The organism is Streptomyces sp. JLBT605 (assembly GCF_058215555.1).
The window spans coordinates 3,873,847-3,893,024 of record NZ_CM177087.1; the positions used below are offsets into that span (position 1 = coordinate 3,873,847).

Annotated in this window: 14 protein-coding genes; 9 read left to right on the forward strand and 5 right to left on the reverse strand. The window is 72.5% G+C overall.

Annotated features, from left to right (window positions below):
• Positions 1–15: 15 nt before the first annotated feature.
• The 3 genes from AC4BDD_RS16835 (at position 16) to AC4BDD_RS16845 (ending at position 3,157) form a co-directional block, all read left to right on the forward strand.
• Entirely contained in the window at positions 16–1,599 is a 1,584-nt protein-coding gene (locus AC4BDD_RS16835) for a 4-coumarate--CoA ligase family protein (protein ID WP_490686262.1), read from the forward strand.
• Positions 1,596–2,360, forward strand: coding sequence for an enoyl-CoA hydratase family protein (locus tag AC4BDD_RS16840; protein ID WP_490686263.1), 765 nt, complete (start codon positions 1,596–1,598; stop codon positions 2,358–2,360). The genes AC4BDD_RS16835 and AC4BDD_RS16840 overlap by 4 nt, the downstream gene beginning before the upstream one ends.
• A gap of 185 nt (positions 2,361–2,545) precedes the next feature.
• On the forward strand, positions 2,546–3,157 hold the full coding sequence (locus tag AC4BDD_RS16845; protein ID WP_490691802.1) for a TetR/AcrR family transcriptional regulator: 612 nt from the start codon (positions 2,546–2,548) through the stop codon (positions 3,155–3,157).
• A gap of 123 nt (positions 3,158–3,280) precedes the next feature.
• Here the strand turns inward: AC4BDD_RS16845 and AC4BDD_RS16850 are convergent, their stop codons facing one another.
• The gene (locus AC4BDD_RS16850) at positions 3,281–4,381 is read right to left on the reverse strand and encodes a citrate synthase 2 (protein ID WP_490686264.1); all 1,101 of its coding nucleotides are present in this window, start codon (positions 4,379–4,381) and stop codon (positions 3,281–3,283) included.
• 583 nt (positions 4,382–4,964) lie between these two features.
• On the opposite strand from AC4BDD_RS16850, the gene pdxH reads away from it, so the two are divergent.
• Positions 4,965–5,585, forward strand: coding sequence for a pyridoxamine 5'-phosphate oxidase (gene pdxH / locus AC4BDD_RS16855; protein ID WP_490691803.1), 621 nt, complete (start codon positions 4,965–4,967; stop codon positions 5,583–5,585).
• Positions 5,586–5,988: 403 nt separating this feature from the next.
• On the forward strand, positions 5,989–7,899 hold the full coding sequence (locus AC4BDD_RS16860) for a PAS domain-containing protein (protein WP_490686265.1): 1,911 nt from the start codon (positions 5,989–5,991) through the stop codon (positions 7,897–7,899).
• A 60-nt stretch (positions 7,900–7,959) separates the two neighbouring features.
• On the opposite strand, the gene AC4BDD_RS16865 is transcribed toward AC4BDD_RS16860, so the two are convergent.
• Positions 7,960–8,715: an SIS domain-containing protein gene (locus AC4BDD_RS16865; protein ID WP_490686266.1), complete on the reverse strand. Its 756-nt coding sequence runs from the start codon at positions 8,713–8,715 to the stop codon at positions 7,960–7,962.
• Positions 8,716–8,900: 185 nt separating this feature from the next.
• On the opposite strand from AC4BDD_RS16865, the gene AC4BDD_RS16870 reads away from it, so the two are divergent.
• Together AC4BDD_RS16870 and AC4BDD_RS16875 are read left to right on the forward strand one after the other, a co-directional pair.
• A complete protein-coding gene (locus AC4BDD_RS16870; RefSeq protein ID WP_490686267.1) occupies positions 8,901–9,593 on the forward strand; it encodes an iron-dependent transcriptional repressor DtxR in 693 nt (230 codons plus the stop codon).
• A gap of 945 nt (positions 9,594–10,538) precedes the next feature.
• Positions 10,539–11,411 carry an alpha/beta fold hydrolase gene (locus AC4BDD_RS16875; protein ID WP_490686268.1) on the forward strand — a complete coding sequence of 291 codons (873 nt, stop codon included), beginning with the start codon at positions 10,539–10,541 and terminating at the stop codon, positions 11,409–11,411.
• A gap of 95 nt (positions 11,412–11,506) precedes the next feature.
• Here AC4BDD_RS16875 and AC4BDD_RS16880 read toward each other — a convergent pair whose 3' ends face one another.
• From AC4BDD_RS16880 to AC4BDD_RS16890, 3 genes are all read right to left on the reverse strand, one after another.
• Positions 11,507–12,550: a hypothetical protein gene (locus AC4BDD_RS16880; protein WP_490686269.1), complete on the reverse strand. Its 1,044-nt coding sequence runs from the start codon at positions 12,548–12,550 to the stop codon at positions 11,507–11,509.
• Entirely contained in the window at positions 12,538–13,197 is a 660-nt protein-coding gene (locus tag AC4BDD_RS16885; protein WP_490686270.1) for a hypothetical protein, read from the reverse strand. Before AC4BDD_RS16885 ends, AC4BDD_RS16880 begins: the two co-directional genes overlap by 13 nt.
• 171 nt (positions 13,198–13,368) lie before the next feature.
• On the reverse strand, positions 13,369–17,958 hold the full coding sequence (locus AC4BDD_RS16890; protein WP_490686271.1) for an FtsK/SpoIIIE domain-containing protein: 4,590 nt from the start codon (positions 17,956–17,958) through the stop codon (positions 13,369–13,371).
• A 291-nt stretch (positions 17,959–18,249) separates the two neighbouring features.
• Here AC4BDD_RS16890 and AC4BDD_RS16895 point away from each other — a divergent pair, with 291 nt between their 5' ends.
• Both AC4BDD_RS16895 and AC4BDD_RS16900 read left to right on the forward strand, forming a co-directional pair.
• Positions 18,250–18,558: a WXG100 family type VII secretion target gene (locus tag AC4BDD_RS16895; RefSeq protein WP_490686272.1), complete on the forward strand. Its 309-nt coding sequence runs from the start codon at positions 18,250–18,252 to the stop codon at positions 18,556–18,558.
• A gap of 138 nt (positions 18,559–18,696) precedes the next feature.
• Positions 18,697–18,996 carry a hypothetical protein gene (locus AC4BDD_RS16900; RefSeq protein ID WP_490686273.1) on the forward strand — a complete coding sequence of 100 codons (300 nt, stop codon included), beginning with the start codon at positions 18,697–18,699 and terminating at the stop codon, positions 18,994–18,996.
• Positions 18,997–19,178 lie beyond the last annotated feature (182 nt).

Consider the following 19,178-nt stretch of genomic DNA (forward strand, 5'->3'; position numbering starts at 1 on the left):
ACCGGAGGAGTCGCCATGGTGTTCCGCAGCGAGTACCCCGATGTCCCGCCCGTCGACCTGCCCATCCACGACGCCGTGCTCGGCCGCGCCGCCGAGTACGGCGACCGGCCCGCCCTCATCGACGGAATCGACGGCACCGTCGTCAGCTACGCCCAGCTCGACCACGCCACCCGCCGCATCGCCGCCGCGCTCGCCGAGGCGGGGCTGCGCAAGGGCGACGTACTGGCCCTGCACAGCCCGAACAGCCTGGCGTATCCGCAGGTCTTCTACGGCGCCACCCGCGCCGGCGCGTCGGTGACCACGGTCCATCCGCTGGCCACCGCCGAGGAGTTCGCCAAGCAGCTGCGGGACTCCCGGGCGGCCTGGATCGTCACCGTCTCCGCGCTGCTGGAGGTCGCCCGGCACGCCGCCGAACTGGCCGGCGGGGTGCGCGAGGTCTTCGTCTGCGACCAGGCGCCGGGGCACCGGTCGGTGCGCTCCATGCTGGAGTGCACCGGCCCGGAGCCGGAGGTGGAGTTCGACCCCGGGTCGGACGTGGCGGTGCTGCCGTACTCCTCGGGCACCACCGGCAGCCCGAAGGGGGTGATGCTCACCCACCGCAGCATCGCGACCAACCTGGTGCAGCAGGGCTCGCTGGTGCCGGCCGAGCCGGACGACCGGGTGCTGGCGGTGCTGCCGTTCTTCCACATCTACGGCCTCACCGTGCTGATGAACGAGCCGCTGCGGCACGGCGTCCCGGTCGTCGTCATGCCCCGCTACGACCTGATACGGATGCTGGCGGCGATCGAGCGGCACCGGGTGACCGCGCTCTTCGTGGCGCCCCCGATCGTGCTGGCGCTGGCCAAGGACCCGGCGGTGGCGGGGTACGACCTGTCCTCGCTGCGCTATGTGCTGAGCGCCGCGGCACCGCTGGACGCGGAGCTGGCGGTGGCCTGCGAGCACCGGCTGGGCATCCCGCCGCTGCTCCAGGCGTACGGGATGACGGAGCTGTCGCCGGGCTCGCACGTCGTGCCCCGGTACGCCAAGGACGTGCCGCCGGGCACGGTCGGCAAACTGATGCCCGGCACCGAGATGCGGGTGGTGGGGCTCGGCGACGGGCGACCCGACCTGCCGGCCGGGGAGGAGGGCGAGATCTGGCTGCGCGGGCCGCAGGTGATGAAGGGTTATCTGGGACGGCCCGCCGAGACCGACGCGATGATCGACCCGGACGGCTGGCTGCACACCGGCGACATCGGGCGGATCGACGCCGACGGCTGGGTCTTCGTGGTGGACCGGATGAAGGAGCTGATCAAATACAAGGGCTACCAGGTCGCCCCCGCCGACCTGGAGGCCGTGCTGCTCACCCATGAGGCGGTGGCCGACGCGGCGGTGATCGGGGTCGTGGACGAGCGGGGCAACGAGATCCCCAAGGCGTTCGTCGTCCTGCGCGCGGGGGCGAGCCTCACCGAGGACGAGGTGATCCGTTACGTTGCCGGACAGGTGGCCCCGTACAAGAAGGTGCGCCGGGTGGAGTTCCTCTCGACCGTGCCGCGTACCGCCGCCGGCAAGATCCTCAGGCGCGAACTGCGCGCCAGGGAAGGGAGTCCGTCATCCCCATGAACAACGCCAACCACGGGCCGCTGGTGCACGGCGAGCGGCGGGAGGGCATCACCGTGCTCACCCTCGACTCGCCGCACAACCGCAACGCGCTCTCCACCGCCCTGGTCGGTGAGGTGCACGCCGCGCTGGACCGGGCCGCCGCGGACCCGGGCACCCGGGCCGTGCTGCTCACGCACACCGGCACCACCTTCTGCGCCGGGGCGGACCTGCGCGAGGCCCGCCCCTCGGGCCCGCGCGACCTGGTGGCGCTGCTCCGCGCGATCGTGGAGCTGCCGGTTCCGGTGGTCGCCCGGGTCACCGGGCACGTCCGGGCCGGCGGGCTCGGGCTGCTCGGCGCCTGCGACATATCGGTGGCGGGTCCGGACGCGAGCTTCGCCTTCACCGAGGCCCGGCTCGGACTGGCCCCGGCGGTGATCTCGCTGCCGCTGCTGCCGCGCCTCGACCCGCGCGCGGCGGCCCGCTACTACCTCACCGGTGAGCGGTTCGACGCGGCGGAGGCGGCCCGTATCGGGCTGGTCACCCTGGCGGCCGGGGAGGACGGCGTGGACCAGGCGCTGGACCCGATCCTGGACGGCCTGCGGCGCGGCTCCCCGCAGGGCCTGGCCGAGTCCAAGCGGCTGGTCACCGCGGAGGTGCTGCGGGCCTTCGACCGGGACGCCGACCGGCTCGCCGAGCAGTCGGAGCGGCTGTTCGGGTCGGCCGAGGCGCGCGAGGGCATGACGGCCTTCCTGGAGCGGAGGGACCCGGCATGGGCGCGGTGAACTTCCCGGACGCGGGCGCGGTGCACCGGCCCGCGCCGTTGCCGGTGCCGGAGCAGGGCCCGGGCACGTCCCGGCGGCCCGGCGGCGCGGGCCCGGCGCCGCGGCCCCTCGGCGCGGCCGGGGTGGACGGGCGTGCCGCCGGGATGGACGGGCGTGCGGCCGGGATGGACGGGCGGGGCGCCGGGATGGACGGGCGGGGCGCGGCCTGGCCCAAGCAGGACCGCAGCCGCGCCACCCGGCAGCGGCTGCTGTCCGCCGCGGTGGAGTGCCTGGCGGAGCACGGCTGGGCCGGGTCCACGGTGTCGGTGGTCGCCGAGCGGGCCGGGGTGTCGCGCGGCGCCGCCCAGCACCACTTCCCCACCCGGGAGGACCTGTTCACCGCGGCCGTCGAGCACGTCGCGGAGCAGCGTTCGGCGGCGCTGCGGGCCCTGGCCCGGGACCTGCCACCGGCCGGCTCGTCCGCCCGCGTCCGGACCATCGTGGCGGAGCTGGTCGACCTCTACACCGGGCCGCTGTTCCGCGCCGCCCTCCAGCTGTGGGTCGCGGCGTCCAACGAGCCGCAGCTGGGGCGGCGGGTCGTCGATCTGGAGGCCCGGGTCGGCCGGGAGACCCACCGGATGGCGGTGCGGCTGCTGGACGCCGACGAGAGCGTGCCGGGTGTCCGGGAGACGGTGCAGGGGCTGCTGGACCTGGGCCGGGGCCTCGGGCTGGCCAACCTGCTCACCGACGACCGGGCCCGCCGGGACCGCATCGTCGAGCAGTGGGCCCGCCTCGTGGACGACGCCCTGAACGGGTGAATCCCCCTGCCCCGGGAGAGAGCCGGGACAGGGGGATCCAGGGATTGGGACGGGCTACCGGGCTACCGGGCTGTTCGGTGCGCCGGTGCGCGCCGGGCAGCGGGCGGGGCCGGTGGGCCGGCGTCAGCCGGTGATACCGCCGTAGCCCGGGATCTCCGCCAGCGCACGCGAGCCCGGGCCCGTGTAGCGGGCCGACGGGCGGACCAGCCGTCCGGTGCGCTTCTGCTCGAGGATGTGCGCGCTCCACCCGGCCGTCCGGGCGCAGGTGAACATCGAGGTGAACATGTGCGCCGGGACCTCGGCGAAGTCCAGCACGATGGCCGCCCAGAACTCCACGTTGGTGGCCAGCACCCGGTCCGGGCGGCGGTTGTGCAGCTCCTCCAGCGCGGCCTTCTCCAGCGCCTCGGCGATCTCGAAGCGCGGCGCGCCCAGCTCGCGGGCGGTGCGCCGCAGCACCCGGGCGCGCGGGTCCTCGGCGCGGTAGACGCGGTGGCCGAAGCCCATCAGCCGCTCGCCGCGGTCCAGCGCCTGCTTGACGTAAGCGACCGCGTCCCCGGTGCGCTCGATCTCCTCGATCATGCCCAGCACCCGGGAGGGCGCGCCGCCGTGCAGCGGGCCGGACATCGCGCCGACCGCGCCGGAGAGAGCGGCGGCCACGTCGGCGCCGGTGGAGGCGATGACGCGGGCGGTGAAGGTGGAGGCGTTCATGCCGTGCTCGGCGGCCGAGGTCCAGTACGCGTCCACGGCGGCCACGTGCTTGGGGTCGGGCTCCCCGCGCCAGCGCCGCATGAAGCGCTCGACGACGGTCTCCGCCTTGTCGATCTCCTTCTGCGGGACCATCGGCAGCCCCTGGCCGCGCGCCGACTGGGCCACGTAGGACAGGGCCATCACGGCGGCGCGCGCGAGGTCCTCGCGGGCCTGCTCGGCGTCGATGTCCAGCAGCGGCTTCAGGCCCCAGACGGGGGCCAGCATGGCCAGCGCGGACTGGACGTCGACCCGGATGTCGCCGGAGTGGACCGGGATCGGGAACGGCTCGGCGGGCGGCAGGCCCGGGTCGAACGCCCCGTCGACCAGCAGGCCCCACACGTTCCCGAAGGAGACCTGGCCGACCAGGTCCTCGATGTCGACGCCTCGGTAGCGGAGCGCGCCGCCTTCCTTGTCGGGTTCGGCGATCTCCGTCTCGAACGCGATGACTCCTTCGAGTCCAGGCACGAAGTCGGACATCAGGCGGCTCCTCATGATGTGGTCGACGGTCGACATGCGGCTCTTGACCGGGGTGTCAGCGTCAGGGTCAGGGGTCATGGACGTTGGTCTGGTTGTGCCCGGCCGGCTACGCGGTCGCCCTGCACGACTCGCGGTCCGTCAGCGGTCACCCCGGTGATGCCCCGCGAGCGTGGAGGTCACCCAGGCGCGTCGGGAGGCAGCACGGGCCGGACACGATAGCGTCGATGTCCGGAGGCCACAGTGGGCCAGCACATGATTTTGGTGGGTTCGGCACCTGCGGGGAAGCGTGAGAAGCGGCACACTGCCCGGTTCGCCGCGGGAGGGTTACGCGGGCGTGCCGCAGGGCAAATGGGTTGCCCGGTCCGTTCCCGGTGACCTGCCGGGTGCCCTGCCGGGTGGCCTGCCTCGTGGGCGGTCTGGTGGCCGGTCCGGGGATCCGCACGGCCCCGGCGGCCGCCGTAGGGCGATGTTGCAAGATAGGCGCGTGCCTCACCTCGACCCGCACGACCCGAACGAGCCCCGTGATCCTTGTCCGGGGCTCCCGCATGACCCGTTCGTCGAGCTCACCCTCGACCCGGCCACCATGCGCAAGCAGTACCGCTCGGAGGGGCTGGCCGAGAGCGAACTCGCGACGAGCCCGTACGAGCAGTTCGCACGCTGGTTCATCCAGGCGGTGGAGAGCGGGCTGCCGGAGCCCAACGCCATGATCGCCTCGACCGCGGACGCGTCGGGCCGGCCGAGCTCCCGCACGGTCCTGATGAAGTCCTACGACGAGCACGGCTTCGTCTTCTTCACCAACTACGACTCCCGCAAGGGCCGGCAGATCGCCGAGAACCCCCACGTCTCGCTGCTCTTCCCCTGGCACGCGCTGGCCCGCCAGGTCATCGTCAGCGGCGTCGCGGAGCGCACCGGCCGGGACGAGACCGCGGCGTACTTCCGCACCCGCCCGCACGGCTCCCAGCTGGGCGCCTGGGCCAGCCCGCAGTCCTCGGTGATCTCCTCACGCGAGGAGCTGGACCGCCGCTACGCGGAGCTTGCGGACCGCTACCCGCAGGAGCAGGTGCCGGTGCCGCCGGAGTGGGGCGGCTACCGGGTGGTGCCCACCGAGGTCGAGTTCTGGCAGGGGCGCGAGAACCGCCTCCACGACCGGCTGCGCTACGTCCGCGAGGCCGAGGGCTGGCGCGTCGAACGCCTCTGCCCCTGACCGAGACGGGCAGCTCCTCGCGGCCGACCCGGGTCCGGGCCGCGCGGTCGACCGAGGCGAGCGGCCTCGCGGCCGCCCCGGTTCCGGTCACCCGCGACCAGCGGAAAGCGCAGACGACCCGTGGGCTGACTTCCCTCGGAGAGGGAACCGGCCGGACGTGCCGGCGAGCCCACGGGTCGGGTGACTGCTTGGGATTGGGCCGGCGGTTCGCCGGCACCGCGCAGAGCGCGACGACGGGCGCTAGCCCGCAGCCACCTCACGCGTCCGGTAATCACACATCTTCCGAACCACCTCCCTTCTCGTGTACTGCCACAGTAGGAACCCGTCGGCCGCGACTCAACAGAATTTCTGCCGGGCAACGATTTCGTCGAACGTGATGTGGTCCGTGTCACGTTCGAGTTGAATGACCCGACGTGCAGCAGACGCAGCAGATGCCGTTGGCGCAGCTCGTTCAGGCGCGTGTCCCAGGGGGGTTCCGGTGACCACTTCGCGACGTTTTGAACCTCCTCGCCCCAGGCCGGCGGAGCCATCGCCACCGGACTCCGGCCCGGATCCGGCAGCCGCCGGGACGGTCCGGGACGACGCCCACCAGGGGCCCGGCCGGGACGACTCCGATCTGCTGGCCGCCCTGCTGGACGGCATGGACGCCGCGCTCTTCGCGCTGGACGCCGACGGCACCGTCACCCACTGGAACCGCGAGGCGGCACGGATCCTCGGCTGGTCGGCGGCGGAAGCCGTCGGCCGCCGCGGCCTGGGCGGCTGGGCCACCCGCGCCGCCGACGCCCCCGACGTCGAGACGCGGCTGATGGCCGCGATGGAGGGGGCGGGCCGCCAGGTCCACGAGTTCGCGCTGCGCACCAGGGACGGCGGACGGGTCCTGGTGCGTACCCAGTCCTCCCCGGTGCGGCGCCCCGGCGGCCGGCCCTCCGGGGTCTACTGCGCGTTCAGCGAGGTGCACGCGCAGATCGATCTGGAGCGGTCGATCGCCCTGAGCGAGGCGCTGCTGGACGACGCCACCTGGGGTGTCGTCGTGGTCGACGCCGATCTGCGCCCCGCGGTGGTGAACAGCCACGCGGCCCGGGCCCTGCGGGCGGGCCGTTCGGCCCTGCTGGGCCGCCCGCTCGGTGAGGTGGTCGCCGACGGAGTGGACGTACTGGAGAACGCCCTGCAGCACGTGCTGGCCGAGGGCACCCCGCCGGCGCCGACCGAGCTGTGGGTGACGCTGCGCCGCGCCGAGGACACCGGCCGCGATCCGGCCGCGGGCGGCGGACGGCGCGGCGCCGGCGCGGACCCCGGCGGCGCCCGCCGGGAGGGCCGCGGAGCGGGGTTTGGCGCCTCGGACGCGGCGGCCGCGGCCGGGGACGGGGCGCGGGCGGAGGCCGGGGCCGAGCGGCGCTGCTGGCGCAGCGGCTTCCTGCGGCTGGCCTCGCCGCTCGCCGAGGAACCGGTGCCGCTCGGCGTGGCCTGGCTGTTCCTGGACGTGACCGAGACCAAGCGGGCCGAGCAGGAGAGTTCCCGGCTGCGCTTCCGGAGCACTCAGCTGCACCGGGCGGCGCGGGCCGCCGCCGAGTGCGAGGACCCGGTGGAGGCGGCCACCGTCCAGCTGGACTTCGCGCTCGCCGGCTTCGCCGACCACGCGCTGATCGACCTGGTCCTGGAGCCGTCCGGCGCCGGACAGCCGCCGCTCGCGGAGATGCCGCCGTACGAGCCCCGGCTGCCGGACGCCGCCGACGCCCCGTACCGCCCGGGCTCCGCCGGTCCGCACCCCGCCCCGCATCCGCCGCACGCCTCGCCGCCGCCGCTGACCGGTGCCGCGGATGCCCTCGCGGCCGCCCGCGCGGACCTGGGGTCGTACGCGCTCCAGCCCCACCGTGGGCCGCACCAGTACGACGCCTTGGCGCCGCTCTACCCGCCGCCGGTGCGGATCCGGCTGGTCCGGGCCGCGGCGACGCCCGCCGGGGCGTCCGGGCCGGTCCCGGGCCCCTGCGGTCCGGTCTTCTCCGGCGGCATCCCGGTGCCGTATCCGGACGGCCACCCGGCGCTCCAGGCAGCCGAACGCTGCGGTTCGGTGCGGGCCAGCTCGGCCCGGCTGGAGGGCGCGGCGGCCGCGCAGTGGGCGCAGGCCCGCACCTGGCCGGAGGGCACCGTGCACGGGCTCTGCTCGGTGCTGCGCAGCCGGGGCCGCACCCTGGGCGTGGCGACCTTCCTGCGCGGAGCGAGCCGCCGCCCCTTCGACCGGGCGGACGCGGCGTACGCGGAGGACGTGTCGGTACGGGTGGCGGCCGCCCTCGACCTGGCCCGGCAGCTGCGCTGACCGACCTGGCGCGGCCGGGGGCGCGGCCACGGGGGGCCGGCGGGCGCCCGCGGGGTGCGCTCAGTGGCGGTAGAAGATCCGGTCCGCGTACTCCGCCATCACCCGCCCGTTCCACTCGTGTCCGCCGTCCACGTTCCCCGACCGCAACATCGGCGGGTCGATGCCGCGCGCCGCCAGCTCGCCGGCGGTCGCGGCGAGCACGGCCTGCATCAGGGCGCTGGTGACCACGGTGGACGCGGGCCCGAAGGGCGCGCCGATGCCCTCGGCGGTCAGCTCGGCGTCACCGAGCGGGATCTTGGTGTCGAGCACCAGATCGCAGTGGTCCTTGAGGAAACTGCCGCTGGAGTGCCGGGATTTGGTACCGGTTGCGTATTCAACGGAGGTCACGCCGATCACCTTGACCCCGAGCGCCCGTGCGTTCAGCGCCATCTCCACCGGCAGGGGATTGCGGCCGGACAGCGAGATGACGACGAGCACGTCGCCGCGGCCGATCGGGCTGGTGTCCAGGACGGCGGCGGCGAGCCCGTCGACCCGCTCCAGCGCGCTGCCGAGGGTGGCGGGCACCACGTCGATCCCGACCACGCCCGGCACCGGCAGCAGGTTCATCAGCGCCAGGCCACCGGCCCGGTAGACCACGTCCTGGGCGGGGAGCGAGGAGTGACCGGCGCCGAAGGCGAACAGCCGGCCGCCCGCGACGACGGTGTCCGCGAGGAGGGATCCGGCCGCGGCGATGCTCTCGCCCTCCTCGTCGCGCACCCGCTGCAGCAGTCCGATCGCGGCGTCGAAGTACTGCCCTGCCAACTTGCTCTCGCTCATCCCTGCGGGTGCCCTTTCCGTGGGTGCGTACGCTGGTGGCGCGGATCACGTTGCGGTCTGGACCAGCGCTCTGTCAATACGGACTCGACAAGGGGTCGGGCCCAAGTCGTGGACCAGCCCCGCTTGTCAGTGGGATGCGTCAGAATTGAGGGCAGGGCCACCGCACGACATATCGAGGGGCACGCATGTCCGGACTGATCGACACCACGGAGATGTATCTCCGCACCATCCTCGAGCTGGAGGAGGAAGGTGTAGTTCCGATGCGCGCGCGTATCGCGGAGCGGCTCGATCAGAGCGGCCCGACGGTCAGCCAGACAGTCGCCCGCATGGAGCGGGACGGCCTGGTCCAGATCGCCGGCGACCGGCATCTGGAGCTGACCGACGAGGGCCGGCGGCTGGCCACCCGCGTGATGCGCAAGCACCGGCTCGCCGAGTGCCTGCTCGTCGACGTGATCGGGCTGGAGTGGGAGCAGGTGCACGCCGAGGCGTGCCGCTGGGAGCACGTGATGAGCGAGGCGGTGGAGCGTCGCGTGCTGGAGCTGCTGCGGCACCCGACCGAGTCGCCGTACGGCAACCCGATCCCGGGTCTGGAGGAGCTGGGGGAGAAGGCGGAGGCCGATCCCTTCCTGGACGAGAGCATGGTCAGCCTGATCGATCTGGACCCGGGCACCGAGGGCAAGACGGTCGTGGTGCGGCGGATCGGCGAGCCCATCCAGACCGACGCCCAGCTGATGCACACCCTGCGCAGGGCCGGAGTGCAGCCCGGCTCGGTGGTGAGCGTGACGGAGTCGCCGGGCGGCGTGCTGGTGGGCAGCAGCGGCGAGGCCGCCGAGCTGGACACCGGGATCGCCGCGCACGTCTTCGTGGCCAAGCGCTGAGCGCGGCGCGGCCCCGCCGCGCCGCTCCCGCCCGTCCCCCCGTCCCTGTCCTGGCGCCGTCTTTCCCCGGCCTGCTCCGGGCCCGTTCCCCGGCTCCTGCCGGAGCGGAAGCGGAACATCCCTCCGTCGGCGCCGGACCGTGTGCCGTGTGCGGCCCCTAGGCCTGGACCAGACCAAAACGGAGTCACTTACCTGCGGTAACCACCGAGGGTGCCTCCGGAGTTACCCAGAAAGCAAGCGCCCGCGCCTCGGGCATGTCACGCTGTCGCTGTCGCGTGTGCGGCCGTGCGGGGGTGCGGCCGATGCGCTGGGTGTGGAGACGAGCGGAAGACCTGGGGCCAAGGGGTGCGGGCGCGGCCTGCCCTCCCTCCGCCGGCCGCCCCCGGTCAGGGAGGGACTCCATGGAACGCACGGGTGGCACCCCCGCACGGGTGCCCGCCAGACGCGGCGCCCTTCGGCCGGTGTCCGGTAGGTGCGGCGCCGCTGGGCCGCTGCCCGCCGGGCGCGGCGTCTACGGGCCGGCGCTCGGCCCGGGGCGAGCCCCGCGCCGGTTGCCGGGCGGCGGTGGGCGGGGTGCCGACGAGGCGCATGACAAAGGCCCCGGCGCCTGGTGCCGCCGGGGCCCCGCCTCCCCATGTCCCCCCTCTTTCCCCCGGACGCCTCCGGCGGCCGGATCCGCGATGGAGCGGGACCTGCCGCCGGAGGCGTCGGCGACCCGAAGCCCCGAGCTCTCAGGGTCTGCCTCGGCGGACTCCCTTCCCCGAGCCGTCCGCCTCCCGTTGAAGATCTCCCCTCGACGAGGACGAACAATCCTTGAGGCCGGTCACTCGAACGAGCGGTCTTGGCCCGCAGAGCCGCGTGTTCGAATAATCGTTCGATAGCCTGGGTCGGGCCGACACAGTCGAGAGGCGCAGAGGCGAGGCGAGGAATGGGGGTGCCAGAAAAATGGTGCGGCGTATCGACGTAACCGGGGCAGGCGGTGTGCGGCTCGCTGCCTGGGAGTTCACCGACCCACCCAAAGCGGCCGCCGGTGGCGGCGCGGAGGCGCAGGATCCCGGCGTGCTGCTGCTGCACGGGCTCATGGGCCGCGCCGCGCACTGGGCGGACACCGCCCGCTGGCTCACCACCCGGCACCGCGCCGTCGCCCTCGACCAGCGCGGACACGGCCGCAGCGAGAAGCCCGCTGACGGCCCGTTCACCCGCGAGGCCTATGTGGCCGACGCCGAGGCCGCCATCGAGCAGCTGGATCTCGCCCCGGTCACCCTCATCGGCCATTCCATGGGCGCCCTCACCGCCTGGCAGCTCGCCGCCCGCCGCCCCGACCTCGTCCAGGCCCTGGTGATCAGCGATATGCGCGCCTCCGCGCTGGGCGCCGCCTCGCAGCGCGAATGGGCCGACTGGTTCGCCTCCTGGCCCCTCCCCTTCGCCACCCTCGCCGACGTCCGCAAGTGGTTCGGCGAGGACGACCCCTGGCTGGAGCGCCCCAACCCGTCCCGAGGCGAGTTCTACGCCGAGGTGATGACCGAGCGCTCCGACGGCTGGCGCCCGGTCTTCTCCCGCCGCCAGATGCTGAGGTCCCGCGAGACCTGGGTCCATGACGCCCACTGGGAGGAGCTGGCCCTGGTCGAATGCCCCGCCCTGGTCATCCGCGGCCTCGACGGCGAGTTGGGCCGCGCCGAAGCCCAGGAGATGGTCCGGGTCCTGCCCCGCGGCCAGTACGCCGAAGTGCCCGACGCCGGCCACCTCATCCACTACGACCAGCCGGTCCAGTGGCGCCGGGCGGTCGAGTCGTTCATGACCTCGGTGGTGCCGGTGTAGGCCGGCGCGGGCGAACAGGCGCGCGTGCGTCGCGTCCACGGCCGCCGGGGCCGGTCCGTGGACCGACCCCGGCGGGGGATGCACACGCGGATGCGTCAGCGGTTGACGGACTGTACCTCACGGACCGTCACGTTCTGCGAGGTGCCGAAGGTGCCGGCAGGAAGGTCGCCGCCGCCGTTGGGGACGCCCTTCCAGGTGATCTCCCAGGTGATCGTCGCCTTGAGCTTGTACGGGGCCTTGCCCTGCGTGGCGCGCAGGTAGGTCAGGCCGCACGGCGGGGTCTTGTCGCCCGAGCCCTTGGCGTACGGGGTGCCGATGCTGCCGTCCTCGTTGATCGGGCATGCGCCGGAGGACGGGTGCAGCTCGGCGTTCTCGGTGCCCGGCTCCAGCTTGAGGGCGACGGGCTTGGCGGTGGTGGTGGCCGAGATGCCCATGTTGTCCAGGGACGCGGTCACCGACACCGGCTTGAAGGTCGCCTTGTCCAGCCAGGCCCAGGTGTGCAGGTTGACCGTCTGCCGGCCGCTCGGGCTGAGGCTGATGTCGGTGTCCGGAACCTTCAGCTGCTGGTAGGCGAGGCCGGCCAGCATCTCCGGGTCGATGGCGTTCTCGACCTCCGGCTGCTCGCCCTTGTCGACCCAGAACGGGAGCTTGGTGTTGCAGGCGGCGCGCTTCACGCCGTCCGGCTCGTTGGGGTTCTCCACCGCACCCCACCACATGCCCTTGCCCTGCTTGTCCAGGTTGTAGTTCTTGTACTCGCCGTCTTTGTAGTTGTTCCGGTATTCGCCCACGGCACGCTTGGCGTAGCTGTGCTGCCCGGGGTAGTTGATCGTCTCGTTGTACATGTCCTCGGTCGACTTGGCGAACTCCTTGGAGTCCCACAGCGGCGCGTACCAGCACGGCGGAGGCGTCCAGCTGCTGCCGCTCACGGTGAGCGAACCGGTCGACTTTCCGGAGCCGTTGTTCGAGGTGTCATAGGTGATTTTCGCGGCCCGGGCGTTGATGTTCTGCCCCTCCCGGCCGCCGGAGGTCGACGAGTCCACCGGGCCGCCCGCATAGGCGGGTGACGCCGCCAGGACAGCGGTGGCCGTGACGAGGGCGCTGAGCAGCGCACGTGGCGCGGAGATTCTTATGCCTTGCATTGGGTGGCTTCCCCCTGAACCTTGACCGACCGTGCCAGCCAGACGGTGTCCTTGTCGGCCGGCTCCATGCCGATCTCAAAGAAGTAGTAATCCTTGTCGCTCGGCTGGGTTCGGAGCACCTTGCCGCTCTTCACTTCCTTGCCGAACATCTTCGACTGGTCTTCGCAGAAGGTGACCGAGGCCCGCTTGCCGTCCTCGGCCACACGGACCTCCGGGCGGGTGTAGCGGTCGGTGCCGGTCAGCGTCCAGCCGCCTTTGACGTGCTTGTCGATCTGCTCCTGCGCGTAGGACTGGGTGTCACCCAGCGGCGAGGAGAAGTACAGGTAGGCGGGGTCCTTGGGCTCCTGCTCGATGATGCCGTGCTTGATACCCCGCACATAGCCCATCGCGCTCTCCAGGACGGCCGCCTGCTTCGCATCGGTCGGCGCCTCCCACTCCGTGACGAGGGTGAAGTCCTTCGGGAAGTTCACCTTGGGTGCGTCGGGGTCGGCCGGCGCCTTGGTGGCCGGCTTCGCCGAGGAGGAGTGGCTCGCCTTGCCGGCACCGGGGATCTCGTCGTCCTTCTTGTCGTCGCTACTGCCGCATCCTGCGAGCAATAGCGCTGCCGCCGCGGCGGCAGCGAGTGCGGGCACGGTGCGACGGACCACGGTGGCTCCCGGTGTGAATAAAGGTGGTTGCGTGGGCAAGGACGCTAGCGGGGTTCATGCGGTTCGTCACGACTTCCCCGCGGTGGAGACGGTCACGTCGACCTGCGGTTGTGACGGGTGAGGGGCGCCCGCGGTTCCCGCGGACGCCCCTCGCATTCGCTCCGTGGCGGGCTACATCGGCGTGGTGACGGTGAACGGCTCGCCGTCGCCCAGGTGCAGGAAGCCCTTGCCCGGGGTGATCGGGTCGCCCACGTCGCGCCGGGAGATGCGGTAGCCGATGAGGTCGCCCGCGGAGGAGTCCTGCGGGGAGAGCAGGATGCCGCGGCGGGCCTTCTTCGCCTCGACCTGCCAGCCGCTGAAGCCGCCGCAGATCTCTTCCTCGTCGCCGGCGAGGACCAGAGCCAGGCCGTTCTCGGTGCCGCGCTGGACGATCTTCTTCAGGGCGGAGGCGGCGTCGCAGTCCTCGACGGCCTCGCCGTCGTCGATCAGGACGACGATCGGCTCCTCGCGGCTGGAGGTGCGGATCGCCTCGTCGAAGTCGTCCTCCTCGATCTCGTCCTCGGTGAAGACCTTCAACACGCCGTTTGCACCGTCGAGTTCGCGCAGCGGCGAGGGCCGGGGCGCGGCGATGACGATCCGGGTGCCCTGGGCGAGGTAGGAGCGGGCCATGTTCAGCAGCACGGTGGAGCGGCCGGACTTCGCCGGGCCGCCGATGACGAACGTCGGGACGCCCTGCGCCAGGTCGGGGCCGAAGCCGGTGAGCTCGTCGCCGCCGACGCCGACCAGCGACCACAGCGGGGAGCGGGAGGCGACCGGGTCGCGCAGCTCCCAGGCGTCCTGGAAGGAGATCCGGTTGGGCAGCACGTCGACGCGGAATGGGCGGCGCTCGCGCGGCACCGCTGCGTCGCGGGCGGTCGCCGCCTCGCCGATGGCCGTCAGCGCGGCGGCCTGGCCCTGGCCGCTGTTGTCCTCGGACAGCAGCGCGAACTGGGTCTCGGTGCCGGTCTCGCCCTTGAAGGCGCGGCCCGGGGCGATTTCCTCGGGCACCTTGCGGTAGTTGATGCCGGCCATCGAGAAGTCCGAGCGGTCCGACAGGCGCAGCGCGTACTTGTCCTCGGTCAGCGAGCTGATCCGGCCGACCAGCAGCTGCCGGTCGCCGGTGATGATGGTGTGGATGCCGACGCTGGCGCCCTCGCGCATGATCGCGTACAGCTCGTCGGTCAGCTCGCCGCTGCCCACCTCGCCCAGCGTCGGAAGCCAGCCTTCCCAGCGGTCCAGCAGCAGCACGATGTACGGCAGCCGCTTGTCCTCGGCGGCCGCGTTGCGCTGCTCGCCGATGTCCGCGAAGCCGTCCTCGGCGAGCAGGTCCTGGCGCCGGGTGAGTTCGGCGGAGAGCCGGTTGACCAGGCGCTGGGCCCGCTCGGTCTGGGCGCGGCCGACGACCGCGCCGCAGTGCGGCAGCCGGGTGAGCGCGTTGAGCGCGCCGTTGCCGCAGTCGATGCCGTACAGGTGCACATCGGCGACGGAGTGGGTCCGGGCCAGCGAACCGGCGATGGTCCGCAGCACCTGGGAGCGGCCGCTGCGCGGCGCGCCCGCGATGAGCAGGTGGCCGAAGGTCGCGAAGTCCACGGCGACCGGCTTGCGGGCCTGGTCGGCGGGGAGGTCGGCGACACCGAAGACGGCGGGCGGCAGCGGGCCGGCGCCGGTGACCGGCGGCAGGTCGTCCAGCAGCAGGGTGCCGTCCAGGGCCGGCAGCCAGGGGCTGTGCTGGGGCGGGATGGCCATCCGCTCGTTGGCGTCGCGCACCGCGTCGACGAGCACCTTGAGGTCGGTGATCTCCTCTTCCTCGCGCTTGGCGGCGGCGGGCTTCTTCAGCGCCGCGCGGCCCAGGTCCTGCCAGTCCAGGCGGCCCGCCCAGGGGGCGTCGACCTGGGTGTCGGCGGCGCCGGGACGGCGGCCACCGACGCGGCCGGACTGGAAGGGGACCAGCGAGGCGTGGCCGAGCCGGACGTAGGCGCGGCCCGGGGTGTTCTTGGAGATGTGCCCGGCGTCCGGGGCGTCGATGACGTCGCTGGACTCGGCGCCGTCGGTGACCCGCAGCGCGATCCGCAGGTTGGTGTTGGCGCGGATCTCGGGGGAGACCACACCGCTGGGCCGCTGAGTGGCGAGCAGCAGGTGGATGCCGAGGGACCGGCCTCGCTGGGCGATGTTGACCAGGCCGGTGACGAAGTCGGGCAGGTCGCGGACCATGGAGGCGAACTCGTCGATGACGATGAGCAGGCGCGGCAGCGGCTTGTTGGACGGGTCGCGGCGCACCAGGTCCTGGTAGTCCTCGATGTCCTTGGCGCCGACGTCGGCGAGGATGTGCTCGCGGCGGTGCAGTTCGGCGCCGAGGGATTCCAGCGCGCGCTCGACGAGGTGGGCGTCGAGGTCGGTGACCATGCCGACGGTGTGCGGCAGGTGCACACAGTCCTTGAACGCCGCGCCACCCTTGTAGTCGACCAGCACGAAGGTCATGTTCTCGGGGGTGTTGGCGACCGCGAGCGAGGCCACGATGGTCTGCAGCAGCTCGGACTTACCGGAACCGGTGGTGCCGGCGATCAGGCCGTGCGGGCCGTCCTTGCGGATGTCGATGCCGAAGGCACCGTCGTAGGACTCACCGATCAGGGCCAGCGTGGACTGGCCGCCGATCTGCCAGCGGGCCGCGATGGCGTCGCCGGTCGGCGGCTCCATCTCGATGACGTCCAGCAGCCGGCTGGACCCGGGCAGCGCCGCGTCCTCGCTCTCCCCGCTGATGTCGCGCAGCGGGGAGAGCGAGCGGGCCAGCCGCGAGCACCAGGCGGGGGAGACGAAGTCGGGGCGCACGTTGCCGATACGGGCGGCGCCGGTCTGCTCGACGCGTAGCCGCAGCTGCGGCTCGGCGGACGTAGTGGTGTCGGTGCCGGCCCGGCCGCCGGGGGTGGCGTGCCAGGCCTGGAAGGACGGGAAGCCGCCGGCGGCCTGGGCGGCGGGCTGCGGGGCGCCGGCCGGCTCGGTGCCGGAGCCGGTGGCGTGCTCCTCCGGGCGCGGCTCGGCGATCACGATGGCCTGGCACTCGCCGGGCAGGAAGCGCTCTTCGGAGTCGAGGCAGACCGCGAAGATGGACATGGCCGGGCCCTCGCGGAGCAGCCGCACCACGCCGGGCAGCGAGCGCAGCCGGCGTGAGCCGTCCCAGACGACCACGATGTCCGGGTCCTGGAAGCCCATGCCCTGGTTGCCGTTCTCCTTCTTCGCCTTGATGCGGGCGTCGAGGATCTGGGTGAGCTCGCCGACCCGGGCACCGACGGTCTCCGCGTCGGTGCCGATCAGAACGTTGGTGTCGTTGCCGCCGGACGGGCGGGCATGCGGCAGCCACCGCACCCAGTCCCAACTGCCCTGCGCGGACGCCTCGGTGAGTACGTAGAACTGCACGTCCATCGGGCTGTGCAGGGTCGCGGCCTGGGCCACGGCCCACCGGCCGAGGGCGCGTGAGGCGTCGCCGGGGCCGGCCATGCCGATCACGCCGAGCCTGCACAGCGACAGGGCGACCGGCGCGTCTTCGATCTTCCAGGTGACCTCGCGGCGGTGGTCGTCCTGCTCGGGGTCGTCCAGGACGACCTCGGAGGGGAGCCGTCCGGTGCCCACCCGCAGCAGCAGGTGGTCGGAGTCGTTGCGGCGGCGCTCCCACAGCCGGGTGCGCGGACCGGTGCCGAGGTTCAGCACCGTGGCCGGGTCGGGTATCGCCTGGCGCCGGTCGAGGCGTTCGGCGACCAGCGCGTCCTGGGCGTCCTTCTCGATGCGCGCCTTGTGTTCCTTGTACTCCTTAACCTCCCGGGCATGCGACTTGCGCCCGTGTTTCTTGTCCATGAAGTAGTTGGCGAACATCATGACCGGGCTCATCACCGCCATGATCATGTAGTACCAGCGGCCGAAGACCATCACCATGACGATGGCGGTGACCAGCGGCATCAGCGCCATCAGCCAGGGCAGCGGCCGCGCCGGGCTCTCCTTGGGCGGGTTGGGCAGCTTGAACTTGGTCTCGCGGTCCGGCGGCCGCAGCCGCGGCGGACGGTTGTAGTCCAGTCCGCCGCCGTCCTCCGACCACTTCAGGGCGGCGTTCGGGGGCGCGTACCGGGCGATCTCCAGCAGGGTGTTGCCGATCGCGAGCTGGGCGCCCAGCGGCCAGGTGTCGCTCTCGCCCTCGATCTCGGTCAGCGGGGTGCCGTCGAGCGTGACGTCCTTGCGGTCGATGTGCACGGCGAGTCGGCAGGTGCCGTCGGTGGCCACCGACAGGGTCAGGGCCCGCTCCGGCAGCTCCGGGTCGTCGATCCGGATGTAGCAGCCGGTGCCGCTGCCCACGTCGTAGCGGCCGATCCCCAGCCGGTGCACGGCCCCGGCGGCCGGTCCGCCGGCGACCCGCAGCTCCACGACGCCGGTCGGCTCGCCGGGCAGGCAGCCCGCCGGGTCGTACAGACTCACCACGGCGCCCTCGCGGAGCGGGGAGGCGGCGATGGTCAGGGTGGGGTCGAGGGCGTAGCCGTCGACGTAGACGGCGGGTGCCCCGGCGGCGGCCGCGCCGGCGCCGTGCGCGCCGATGGGGATGACTTGCGCGTGGGCGCTGCGGCCCAGCTGCTGGGCCAGCTCGCGCGCCACATCGCCGACTTGCGACTCGGGGTCGGCATCGAGCACCACATCGGTGCCGGCGGCACCGAGCGGGTCGACGACGGACAGAGTCAGGCGCACGGTCGTCCTCCTCGGATCGCTGGGGCTGCCCGGGAAATGCAGACCTCAGTGTCAATGGACGATATCTGGCCGGTGGGGCGCGGCGGCAAGGTACGGGTGCCCCGCCGCGGACCTCTTGGCCATTGCCGGTGAGGCGTGTGGGGCTTACGGGATTCCATCGGCGGGTGTGGGAACCATGGCTGCGTGTCCCGTGTCCTCACCCGTAAGCTGCCACATCAGGCGGACCATCACACCATCCGCAAGGGAGCCACGGGGGCTTGCCCTGGGGCGTGTTCGAGAGAAGAGGAGCCCATGGCTGGCAAGGGCGACGTTAATGTCACTTATCAGGACATGCGGGATGCGGCGAAGAAGCTCAAGGATGACCGCATTGAAATCGACAAGACGCTGAAGAACTTGAAGAAGTACGTCGAGAACCTGGTCCGTGACGGCTACGTCACCGGCAAGTCCTCGAAGGACTTCGAGGAGTCCTTCAACGAGTTCGTGAAGGGCGCCACGGACACCATCGAGGGCCTTGAGGGCATGGGCGAGTTCCTGAAGTCCGCCGCGGACGGCTTCGAGGACCTGGACAAGAAGCTCGGCGACGGCATCAAGAAGAAGTAACATCCCGCTGCCGCAAGCCATCCGCGCTGCGCAGTGTGATTGCTTCCGGGCCCGGTGCCGCGGACTGCCTTGGGCGGTCCACGGCACCGGGCCCCGGCATTTTCTCACCAGACTCGGCCACAAAGGGGCGTAACACGCATGGGGCAGGATTCCGACCTCAAGGTCAACGTCGATCTGCTGGTGTCGTCCGAGGAAACCCTCGGCAAGCTCAAGAAGGAGTTCGAGGGCATCGGCAAGAACGCCGACGACATGCGTCCCTACTGGGGGAGCGGGAAAGTCGCCGATGCCATGGACGAGTTCGTGGACAACTGGGACGACTACCGCGCGAAGATGCTCGACAAAATAGATGCCACGCTCAAGGCGGTCAAAGCGACCATCGAGGGATTCAAGGGGTATGAGGCCGACCTGGCCAAGAGTCTGCGCGGAGAGAAGAAGTAAGCTCTGGGCAATCTGATGGCGTGACGCGCATGCTCGCGGGTCGGAAACGGTAAGGCAGCCCACGGGGGAGACGAAGATCAGTGGCCGCAGACTCGAAGCCCAGGCCGAAGGACTGGCACCCGATAGCCGACTCCGACCCGGTGCCCGGGGACCCCGCGGAGATCCGCGCCGAGGTCCGGCAC